Below are 5,703 nucleotides of genomic sequence, written 5' to 3'. Positions count from 1 at the left end.
GATTACTAATGAGTGCACAATCCAATTCGGAATTGTGTACTTTTTCATTTAAGGCATTACTTGAATCTACTGCGAAGTCTACATCCAATTGAATGTCCTTCGTATTAAGCGTATTAGCGATGGGCGCACCGTAGATTTTTAAGGTTGTATGTGATGTACCAAAGTTCACTTTAAAGTTAACCTGATAGGCACCAATGGATTGTAAAAATTCTTCGTACTCTTGAGTAATAAGCTGAAGATAGTTTCTATACTGAGTACCTACGCTAGTAATTTTCAAACCTTGGGGTGAACGTTTAAAAACAGGTTTTCCAATTTCGGACTCCATTTTTTTTACTTTAGCAGTAAGGGCGGATTGAGTATAGTTTGTGATTTCTGCGGATTTACTTAAATTTTGGCGATTTAATATTTCAATTTTTAGTGCAATTTCTTCCATATTCATATTGTCTGTCACACACCCTATAAAAAATTTTAATAGATCCTATCATTTTTCTCTATTTTACGCGCTTCAGTAGGCAGAGTAAACTCTAGTTAGCTTAATAAGTAAGGAGTCGGGATAATGGCCCAAGCTAATAAAAGATTATGTGAATACTGTCTCTATAAAAAAGATCCATAGCCAATTGATACTGAACGGATACAAATGTGTATTAGCAAAGTATTGGGGGGGCATTAATGAACACGTATTATAAATGGTTAATCGTATTGGTTGCTACACTATCACAAACTGCAGCAACCTTTGTGACGTATGGTATGGGACCTATCGCTACATTCTATCAAATTGAATGGAACTTAACACCACTGCAAACAGGGTTTATTGTTTCAGCTGTTAATATTGGTCCAATGTTTTCAATGCTAGTGTTTGGTTATTTAATGGATAAAAAAGGGGAGAAACAAATTATTGGATGGGGAGCCATTTTATTAGGAATCTCAGTGTTAACGCTAGTTTTTGTTAACAATTATATTGTATTGCTGCTTTTATTAATATTGGTTGGGATATGGTACGGTAGTGCTCAAACTGGTGGTAGTACTGCTATAGTAAAATGGTTTCCCAACAAACATAGGGGGCTAGCTCTAGGAATAAGGCAGACAGGTATACCGATAGGAGGAGCTCTTGCCTCTGTTAGTTTATCTTATACATATTACCATTTCAATTTGTCAGCCGCGCATGTTGTACAAGGGATTGTAGCAATTATTGGAGGTCTACTTTTCTTATTACTTTATCATGATCCAGAAAGAACTCGTGCTACAGAATCGATATCGTTGTCGTTTAAGGAGAAAATGAGTGCTATCAAAAATAATAAAGAGTTATATCCGATGTACATTGTAGGTGTTGTGATGATGTCATTACAGATGATTATCATTACACATTTTATGAGTTACTTACATCAAGAAGGTAGCTATTCATTAACAGGGGCAGGGAAATATTTAAGCCTCGTTTTAATAGGGGGGATGATTGGACGAGTTGCCCTTGCGTGGATGAGTGATCAATTCTTTGAGCATAATAGAGAAAGATTATTACTTATTGTGATGGTTGTTACAGTAATTCTTACAGTGATGTTGCCACTAATCATCCATGTAGAAATAAAAATATGGATGCTACTATTCTGTTTTTTACTGGGGATTGTAGCAATTGGTTGGTATTCGATTTTTATTGCCTGTGTTACAGAGCAATCGGATTCTCGTTATATAGGCTTAACAGTGAGTTCAGCAATGACATTAAATCAAATATTTATTGTCATAGCACCTTCTTTATTCGGTTTAGTAGTAAGTATATTAAATAGTTATCAGCTAGCACTTTATCTTGTTGGACTAGCTGTAGCCTTAGGAGCGATTAATTTATATAGAGCGAATATAAAAATAGAACTGTCTATGAAATCATCGTAAAATTAATCTCCCAAAAGAGCTACTCATAAAGTCGCGACGTTTATAAAAAAGTTGCGATGTTTTGCCCCGTTGGATCTGTTTATCTAAAAGGGGGGGGGTTGATAGTGAAAAGAAGATCTGAATTGAAAGGTGGATTAAGGGACGGTTCTGGTGCAAAAACTTTGAGGTTCTGGTGCAAAAATCTCTTAAACTTGGACATACTGATACTATCAATCTAGAAAAGGGATGGTGTTCAGTGTGAATAAGCAAAATTCGTTCAAATGGAAGCACTATCAGCCTGATATTATTTTGTTAACGGTACGACATCAGTTGTCGTGATTTGGGAGAATGATGGAGAAACAGGGTTTACCCATTTCTCATACAACGAATATGCGTTGAGATCATCAGTATGATTCTGAATTGGACAAATGAATCTGATTTCACCTCAAACCAATGGCTCTTGAAGAGTCCATGAAATATATATCAAAGTAAAAGGGGAATGAATATCTTTATATCGTGGTTTTGATTCGAAAGGGAACACAATTGATTTTTTTCTAAGCAAAACAAGAAACCAGAAGGCTGCAAAGCGCTTTTCAAGAAAGCTTTGATCTACATTTTATGCAATTATGCATACCTAAATAACGGTAAAAAAGTATAAGTAATACCATTAAATTATTCTATAATTATTTTTCTAAAATAAACACTACTCCCCTCTAAATTAATATAGTTATTTTTAATTAGATATATTAAGTTATAATCATTATAATTACTACAATAGAATTCATCATTAATTTTATTGTAGTATAATATCCTCTCAATCATATTAAGTATGTAACAATAAAATTATCGAATACATAAGATAAAATTCTACTATTTACGACAAAATTTTACTATATACGCATCGGAAATTTAATGTTTTAATAAATAGCATAACTGGTACGACCACTAAGAAAGGAGCAAATTACACTAAATAGGAGTGTAGTAAAGTTGCAAGTAACATTATGTTGAGATTAAAAATCTTAATATTCAGTGAATCGCAAAGGGTTTAGACTCTCAAAAATTATCACATTTGTAAAAAAAGTGTTTTAAGTTTCTACATAGCAAAAGTGATTTTATTTCGCAATAAAAGTATAAGCAATGTACAGTATAATATCATTTTTCTAATCCTGTAGGAATCTTACCGACAAACACCAATTAATAGGAGGAATTACCATGAAAAAAACGTTAGTCGCAGGGTTATTAGTTACAGCAGTATCTACAAGTTGCTTCTTACCTGTAAATACTTTTGCAGAAAGTAAAACAACTTATTCACAACTAACAAGTAGTCAAAATCAAGTTGCTATGAATAGATTATCAGATTCGATTAAGACATTAGGATCACAGACGCCATTAATTCAAGGATATGGGCTAATCATATTAAAGCAACCGAACCTTGAAGTAACTGCTATACCTGGAATAACAACTGATCAAGGTACTGCAAGAAACCATGTTCAAGACTGGCTGGATACATATAATCCAAAACTATTCAATGTAAATCAAGACATGCAGGATTTTGGGACAAGATTTACAAATTATTATGATATATTGGTTGAACTAGCTGAAAAAATGAATGACGATTCGCAAGCAAAAGAAGACTTTGTAAGTACTTTTAATGCACTTCAAGATCAAATGCAAGCAATTCAGTATGATATGAAAGGAGATTCAGTAGACTTAAACAATTATAAAAATGAATTGGTTGAAGATAGTAAGAGTTTTTCTAGTAAAGTTAGCAGAGCGATTGAAGGTTATAAGAGTTCAGGCGGAGAAATTGAAAAATCAAGAACGGAAATTAGACAACTTGAGGAAAACATTCAAGATGATTATACAAAACTTCTAGCTCTACCAAAAGAAAATGTAAAAGGTTCTATAAATATTGGAAAGTCGGTTATTGATATTTGGATAGACGCAGGTAAGGATCATACTTTAGACACGTCTAACTTGGAAGTGATTTATAACCAAGTTGGACAAGTCCAAAATGATGAAGTAACAAAACTGAATAATGATGCTCGTCAGAAGCAACAACAAAAAATTCTATTGCTACAAAAATTATCAAAAATTGAAGTGCAAGCAACTCAAATGACACTTATTGATCTACAGTTAAATAACTTTACAAGAGTAGTTAAAAAGCAAATTGAGAGTTTTGACAAGCTAGTAAGTAGTTGGGACATCTTTAATGACACAATGATTCAAATGAAGAGAAGTCTTAGTACTGATGCGAAAATAGATTCTAATGCATTACAAGCACAATTAAAAGAACTCAAAACGTTTACGGATGAATTGAATAAACAAACAACGGAATATGAAAATAGTGTTACAAACATAAAAGTAACAGAGGCAAAATAGTAGAATGAAGAAAAAATCTTAATAATATAATATAAGGAGATGTAAATATTATGAAAAAACCTTATAAAGTAATGGCTTTATCTACATTAATTGCAACAATCGCAGCGGGTAGCATTACGCCATCATATGCCTCGGCAGCGGAAAATACAACAAAACCAGCACCTATTTATGCAGATGCAGAAAATAACTACCCTGAGTATTCACTTGGACCAGAAGGGCTTAAAGATGCGCTAGAGAAAACTGGATCCAATATGTTGGTAATGGACCTGTATGCTTTAACTATTGTTAAACAAGCAAATGTTAATTTTGATGGTTTAACTGTAATTAACAATGATTTACAAAAAAGCATTAAGGACAACCACGATGCTTCTAAAACAAATGCAAAACAATGGTTAGATGGTTTGAAACCGCAAATAATCCAGACGAATCAAAATATTATCAATTATAATACACAATTTCAAAATTATTATGATGTTTTGGTAGAAGCTGCAAATAATAATGACAAAGAAACGCTAAAAGCTGTGCTTACAAGTTTAGATGAAAGTATTTCAGAGAATAAAGGTGCAGTGGACAGGTTAGTGCAAGATTTGAAAGTCTTTCGCGGCAAATTAGAACTGGATACACAAAATTTAAAAACTGATACTAACAAAATCACAGATATTTTATCTGGTCAAGACGCTGGAATTCCATTGATGCAGAAACAAATCGAAGCAAATCAAACATTAATTGATGAGAATAATAAAGTTTATATTGCATCGTCGGTTGCAACTGCTCTCGGTGCATACTTAACTGCTACAATTATCTTTGCGCCTATTGGTGCAGGTGCATTAGGCGGCGGGATATACGGAGTTACTACATCGCAGCAGCAGATAAAGACAGCACAAGATGAGATTATAAACCTATCAAAAAACATTTCAACTGCGCAACAACAGGTAGGTAAGTTAACGCTCTTGAAAAATAATACTAATAATTTAACAGCAACAATTGATGCAGCTATTACTGCTCTTGAAAATGTAAAGAATCAGTGGCAGACAATGGGGGCAAAATATAAATCATTKAATGACAATGTTGACAGAATTAACCCAGACAAGCTTACTTTATTAAAAGCAGATCTGAATATAGCTAAACGTAGCTGGGAACAGGTTAACAAGTATGCTGAAAACATTCAAAATAATGAGATTAAATTCGTAGAAGAGAAAAAATAGTATTACTTCAAGAAATTTCCGAAGTAATGAAAAATATAATATACTACTTTCCCTTTTGAAGAACACATAATATGAGTCTCCTGTTCAAGTTTGAGCAGGAGATTTCCTATATAGTTATGAAACTTGATAAAGATTATAAAATAAGAAAGTATGAAAACCTCTATTTTAATATGTTATTTTATTTGCAATAATCGTAATTCATTTGAAGTAAAGAATAGAAGCTTATGGATTTAATAAAATACGTGATATATTTGAG

The 5,703-nt window shown here is 32.8% G+C and carries 4 protein-coding genes and 1 pseudogene; 4 read left to right on the top strand and 1 reads right to left on the bottom strand.

What is annotated here, in order from left to right; translation table 11 throughout:
- On the bottom strand, nucleotides 1-439 hold a 439-nt coding region (locus AC1DJR_RS23285; protein WP_477003607.1), incomplete at its 3' end, for a LysR family transcriptional regulator.
- A gap of 230 nt (nucleotides 440-669) precedes the next feature.
- On the opposite strand from AC1DJR_RS23285, the gene AC1DJR_RS23280 reads away from it, so the two are divergent.
- The 4 genes and pseudogenes from AC1DJR_RS23280 (at nucleotide 670) to nheB (ending at nucleotide 5,447) form a co-directional block, all read left to right on the top strand.
- A complete protein-coding gene (locus AC1DJR_RS23280; protein ID WP_001099736.1) occupies nucleotides 670-1,881 on the top strand; it encodes an MFS transporter in 1,212 nt (403 codons plus the stop codon).
- Between the two features lie 237 nt (nucleotides 1,882-2,118).
- A pseudogene (locus AC1DJR_RS23275) lies at nucleotides 2,119-2,462 on the top strand (DDE-type integrase/transposase/recombinase); the annotation flags it as partial.
- A 610-nt stretch (nucleotides 2,463-3,072) separates the two neighbouring features.
- Complete coding sequence (gene nheA / locus AC1DJR_RS23270) at nucleotides 3,073-4,242, top strand: non-hemolytic enterotoxin subunit A (RefSeq protein WP_002203998.1); 1,170 nt, start codon at nucleotides 3,073-3,075, stop codon at nucleotides 4,240-4,242.
- A 50-nt stretch (nucleotides 4,243-4,292) separates the two neighbouring features.
- Entirely contained in the window at nucleotides 4,293-5,447 is a 1,155-nt protein-coding gene (gene nheB / locus AC1DJR_RS23265; protein WP_477003606.1) for a non-hemolytic enterotoxin subunit B, read from the top strand.
- The last annotated feature ends 256 nt before the right edge of the window (nucleotides 5,448-5,703 follow it).

This window comes from Bacillus sp. 05T31 (assembly GCF_056396725.1).
This window is presented reverse-complemented; position numbering and strand designations above follow the sequence as displayed.